At 39.8% G+C, this 4,351-nt stretch carries 4 protein-coding genes; 3 read left to right on the top strand and 1 reads right to left on the bottom strand.

Annotated features, from left to right (window positions below):
* The first annotated feature begins 500 nt into the window (after positions 1 to 500).
* From nadR to ACT3TU_RS13585, 3 genes are all read left to right on the top strand, one after another.
* Positions 501 to 1,547 carry a multifunctional transcriptional regulator/nicotinamide-nucleotide adenylyltransferase/ribosylnicotinamide kinase NadR gene (gene nadR, locus ACT3TU_RS13595; protein ID WP_192529771.1) on the top strand — a complete coding sequence of 349 codons (1,047 nt, stop codon included), beginning with the start codon at positions 501 to 503 and terminating at the stop codon, positions 1,545 to 1,547.
* A gap of 163 nt (positions 1,548 to 1,710) precedes the next feature.
* Complete coding sequence (gene pnuC, locus ACT3TU_RS13590; protein ID WP_192524903.1) at positions 1,711 to 2,469, top strand: nicotinamide riboside transporter PnuC; 759 nt, start codon at positions 1,711 to 1,713, stop codon at positions 2,467 to 2,469.
* A 216-nt stretch (positions 2,470 to 2,685) separates the two neighbouring features.
* A complete protein-coding gene (locus ACT3TU_RS13585; protein ID WP_192524976.1) occupies positions 2,686 to 3,132 on the top strand; it encodes an Mpo1 family 2-hydroxy fatty acid dioxygenase in 447 nt (148 codons plus the stop codon).
* A 166-nt stretch (positions 3,133 to 3,298) separates the two neighbouring features.
* On the opposite strand, the gene ACT3TU_RS13580 is transcribed toward ACT3TU_RS13585, so the two are convergent.
* A complete protein-coding gene (locus ACT3TU_RS13580; RefSeq protein WP_192524920.1) occupies positions 3,299 to 4,093 on the bottom strand; it encodes a glucose 1-dehydrogenase in 795 nt (264 codons plus the stop codon).
* Positions 4,094 to 4,351 lie beyond the last annotated feature (258 nt).

The raw sequence follows: 4,351 nt of genomic DNA, 5'->3' as shown, positions 1-4,351 counted from the left end.
TTTAAAAGCTCTAATCAAAGTTGCTTGGCTTTCTGAACTTGTAAACAAGTATAGCAACAATTAGCATTTCATCTGTTGAGGATGTAGACGTGCTTTGTGAGTTTATGCTAACCAAGCTTGCACTAATCTCTCAAAAACCCACGTAAACCCCTGATTTTAAATAATTATTTCAAAATGTTTCATAACTAGCTTTGTTTCCCCATTATTACATAATTTGTTACAATTGCAGAATACTTTAATTGAGAAGTAGCTAACTCTTATTATTTTATTCTACAAGATGACGATTTATTTAACAACGCTATTATTAAATACAACTAACACAACCAATCCATAGGTTATATCTTACTAAATAATAAATTCATAAAATAACGCCTACTTACAATAACCTACCTGTAAATCGCCTCAAACCTTTATACCATGCTGATAAATAACTAAAAATTCAAAATATTCATAAGTAAAACTACCCACGAAAAATATATATAAATAAAATGAGAGAAGTTATGGAAGAGTCAGGCTTGATGATCGGGCATTTTGAACCACTGCATCTAGGGCAGATGCGCAGTATATTGGACGCAGCAGGACAAGCAAAAACACTCAATATCGTCATTATGGCACACCCTGCTCCGCACCCAGATTTCAACATCACCTTGCAAGATAAAGCGCGTTGGCTACAGATGGCATGTGCCGATTTACCTTTTATCCATATTCATATCACTGATGAGATTGAGCTACCGTTGCATGAGGACTTTAATGAAGTAACAATTGATATCCCAGCCAGCAATGCCAAATTACAACGTTTGATGGAAGCGCTAAAACTGCCAGCTGAGACGGTATTGTTTGTCGCAGAAAACCACCCATTAGCGGACAGTACTATCCAAGAACAGCTACTACTGCCAGTCGTCACTACCCCGCTACAGACTGAGTTTGATTCTTATGCTATTGCCCGTAACCCAGTAGTGCATTGGCCGGCAATCCACCCACATGCACGTCCTGATTACACTAAAACAGTGGCTATTGTAGGTGGCGAAAGCTCAGGGAAGACAACTCTAGTACATAAACTTGCCAACTATTATGGTGCCAGCTTTGCACTTGAAATGGGAAGACTATATGTCGGCACAGACTTGGGCGGTAGTGAGATTGGGCTACAATATAGTGATTACGGACCCATTGCCCTGAATCATGCTCAGGCTATTCGCGATGCCAAGGCCAAAGCAACCGCGCCTGTTACTATCGTTGATACCGACTTTGTGACCACACAAGCATTCTGTGAAGAGTACGAAGGGCTGACCCATCCCTTCGTCACGGCCTGTATCGATGAGTTTCGTCTCGACCATACAATTATGCTGGACAATAATACACCGTGGGTTGCCGATGGTATGCGCTCATTAGGCACGCCTGAGGCACGTGGGCGGTTTGAGCAACGGTTATTAGATATCTTTACTCAACACAATATTGAACCACATATGGTTGATAAACCTGACTACGATGCGCGCTATCAGCAAGCACTGTTATTTATCGACCAAGCTATTTATGGCAAAAAACCGTAAAGTAATTAGGGCGTGTCCTCAATAAACTCAATAATAATAAATTTATAATAACGCTATTTTTAATAGTAATTTTATAACAATAAACTTTTATCAGTATGTTTTTAATGACGTTTTTTGATGAGCAGAGCGTTGTTATTGATATGCGTTTTTAGGGAAAAAAACAATGCGTATTCAGCTATTGGACAATATCACTGGAAAATGGGCGATGCAATGGATTATTACTTGGTTCATTTGTGGGGTGATTGCGTTGTCTGCAGGCTTTTGGCTAACCACAGAGCATACCACTCTCGATTGGTTTTATTTGGCGGTATCCTTTATTGGCCTGATTTGTGTGGTGTCACTGTCATTCCGCAAAAACGTCATGGGTAATGGCTTTGGCATGGGCGCAACCGCTGGTGAAGTCGTGGTACAGGCAACATCTGGCGCAGTTGGTTTGATGCTAGCGCCACTTTTTAACTTTTTTACCCATGTTTACGGTATTTTTTATTGGTCAAAACACACTGACCTTGACGGTGATATGGTACCCAAATCTGCCAGCAAAGCCGTTTGGTTGATTACAGCAGCGTTTATTGTGATTGGTCTCGCCCTCTTTCCAGTGGTGAATGATTTACTAGCAAGCTACGGCTATGCGGTGGTTGAAGACGACAACAGTAAGTTTTTAGGGTTGATCTCTTTCTTTTGGATCAACGTCATCGCGTTTGTGCTTTCTATCACCGCACAAGCGGCAATGATTCTACGTTATTCATTTAACTGGTGGTTATGGATTATCGTCAACTTCGTCTGGCTGATCGTCAACCTCATGTCTGGCAACTATATCTTTGCTATTCAAACCATGATTTATCAAGTGAACTCTTTTATCGGTCTTTACGAATGGCATCGCAGCGAGCAAGATGCTATGAAATTGCCAACACCCACGCGATAATGAATGACGACGACAACTCGTGTTACAGCTGAAAAATAATGCATATAAGAGTGAAAGGATAAGAAGGCTTGACTGTGCGGTTTACCAGATAAAATGGCAGGTTACATAAATTAGTGCTACAACTAGTAGTAAGTAGTTCTAATTAACTATTGTATTTAACTACTATTATTAGTTAGTCAGTCAGTCATTCATTCATTTGCTAACAAGGAGGTTAGTATGTCTCGTACTCAGCAAAAGCATCTGTCTAAACGCACGCTTGAGCAATGGCTCAGCGAATACTCTGTCAGTCACCAAAACCTAGTCAATAAAAAAATCCATTGGCTATGCGTTCCTACCATTTTTGTCAGTCTATTAGGTATGGGGATGTCGCTGTCGGTTTGGTTTACCTTGGTGCTTAGCGCATTGGTACTATTGTTTTATATGCGCTTATCAACGCCGCTGTTTTTAGCAATGGGTATGTTTATCCTTATTTGCCTTTCAGTGATGGCATTATTGCCTTGGGGCTTTAAAATTTGGGCGGCTGTCTTTGTGGTTGCTTGGATTGGACAGTTTGTCGGTCATAAAATCGAAGGTAAAAAGCCTTCTTTCTTTGAAGATTTACAATTCTTATTAATCGGTCCAGCATGGGTGGCAAACAGCCTTATGGGACATAAAAACAGCTAAAGTATGATACGCCCTAGCTCTGCCATTAACACGTCACTATTTAAAATAGACAAAAAAGCGCTACTTAATACTTGATTAAATAGCGCTTTTTTTGTTAATTGCATATCGTTAATTATATAGTGCTGATTTTTTAGAAAAATAATCTATTTTCCGATAGTGCTATTTTCTATTGATTTAGCGTTTGCACACCACCGCCATTAACGAAGATAGTTTGTCCACTTACCCATTCCGATATTGGTGAAGCAAAGTATAGCATCGCACCAGCAATGTCATCGGCCTCGCCTAAACGATTGATTGGCGTATGTGAGAGCATTTTCTTTTCAATCTCTGGTGTCAGTACTGTTTTTAGCGCGTCAGTACGAGTAGCTCCTGGGCCTACTGCATTAATACGTACTTCAGGACCAAAATCATGCGCTAAGTCTGCAACTATGTGATTAACGGCCGCTTTTGAACCTCCATAACCACTCATGTTTGGCTCTTTATCAATACTTGACATAGAAGTGGTAAATACAATTGAACCATAGCCTGATTCTTTCATGTGCGGTACACATAACTGACATAGACGCCAACCACTAAAAACATTGAGCTCAAAATCACGACGGATATCATCGACTGAAATTTTGAATGGGTTCTCTTTACCGCCGCCACCGCCACCAGCGTTATTAATTAGAATGTTAATACTACCCAATTCAGCCACTACTTTTTCTACCATGGCGACCAAATCTTCATCTTTTAAGATATTACATTCGACGGCCAAACCTTTTACGCCATACGCTTCAATATCTTTTACCGCCGCTTTGGCGTCTTCCAATTTCAGATCAGCGATAGCGATGTTTGCCCCAGCTTGTGCCAAGCGTAATGCCGTTGCTTTACCAATCCCGTTTGCACCGCCGGTAACAATGGCAGTTTTTCCAGAGAGGTCAAATAATTCGTTAAATTCTTTATGTTTAAACTCTTGCATCTTGAATCCTTATAATAATTATTAATTAATAAGCTTATTGATTTGTTAGTGGTTAATTCCTCAGTAAGGCTCATTTGTTGTCTATAATTTAAAATGACACCCATTATGTCTAAATACTTAATAAGTATGCACGGTTAAAATCAAATGAATGTGTCAAATCATCCATATTTTGTAACGCTGGTTTGAGCTAATTTTATTAAACTTTAGGCATAAAAAAAGCCCCACAATGAAGTGAGGCTTTAGTGCTTTTTCAAGCCA

The organism is Psychrobacter sp. AOP3-A1-26 (genome assembly GCF_052378235.1).
Taxonomy (GTDB): Bacteria; Pseudomonadota; Gammaproteobacteria; order Pseudomonadales; family Moraxellaceae; genus Psychrobacter.
Note: the sequence above shows the minus strand (reverse complement) of the source record. Positions and strands in the feature narration are given on the sequence as shown.

Bases quoted from the DNA above. Each gene is read 5' to 3' on its own strand.
- pnuC (WP_192524903.1), top strand. From the start codon at position 1,711: ATGCGTATTCAGCTATTGGACAATATCACTGGAAAATGGGCGATGCAA.
- ACT3TU_RS13580 (WP_192524920.1), bottom strand. From the start codon at position 4,093: ATGCAAGAGTTTAAACATAAAGAATTTAACGAATTATTTGACCTCTCT.
- ACT3TU_RS13585 (WP_192524976.1), top strand. From the start codon at position 2,686: ATGTCTCGTACTCAGCAAAAGCATCTGTCTAAACGCACGCTTGAGCAA.
- nadR (WP_192529771.1), top strand. From the start codon at position 501: ATGGAAGAGTCAGGCTTGATGATCGGGCATTTTGAACCACTGCATCTA.